Below are 555 nucleotides of genomic sequence, written 5' to 3' on the forward strand. Positions count from 1 at the left end.
AGCCTGTGAGTCAGGATAAGGCGTAAATTTTTGCCTAAAGCGATCCTATTTTTCAATGAATTGGGTTTTAGGGAGTGAAAGTGGATATATCAACACTGGCATTTGAATGCCAGCAACAAGTCAATCCTCAAGTGATTGAAGCGATTATTGATATTGAATCATCCAGAAAGCCGTTTGCCCTCGCGATGGTCGGGGGCGGTGTGAGACAACCGCGTTCTGAGTCCGAAGCGTATCAACAACTTGATGCGTTACGTTCGGCAGGTAAGAACGTCAGCGCAGGGTTAATGCAAATTAACATCCAGCATTTTGACGTGGGCACTTCCATCTTTGATCCTTGCACCAACATTGGCTTTGGTGCTCGCATCCTTAAAGAGTGTCACGACCGTGTAAAGATTCGATACAAAGGCGCGACCTATCAAGAGTGGTTAGAGCGCACCGCCAGTTGCTATTTCAGTGGCAATTTCAATACGGGGTATCGCCTTCCAGAAGGGAATCCGTATGTACATCGTTTTCGTGTCGCATATGCGCGACACATTCATACCAACAAAAGGAAAT

1 protein-coding gene is annotated in these 555 nt (G+C 46.1%); it reads left to right on the forward strand.

What is annotated here, in order from left to right; all coding sequences use genetic code 11:
- Nucleotides 1-80: 80 nt before the first annotated feature.
- The coding region (locus BCT34_RS02970; RefSeq protein ID WP_102300407.1) for a transglycosylase SLT domain-containing protein at nucleotides 81-555 on the forward strand (475 nt) is incomplete at its 3' end.

The sequence above is a fragment of the Vibrio sp. 10N.261.45.E2 genome (assembly GCF_002875705.1).
Taxonomy (GTDB): domain Bacteria; phylum Pseudomonadota; class Gammaproteobacteria; order Enterobacterales; family Vibrionaceae; genus Vibrio.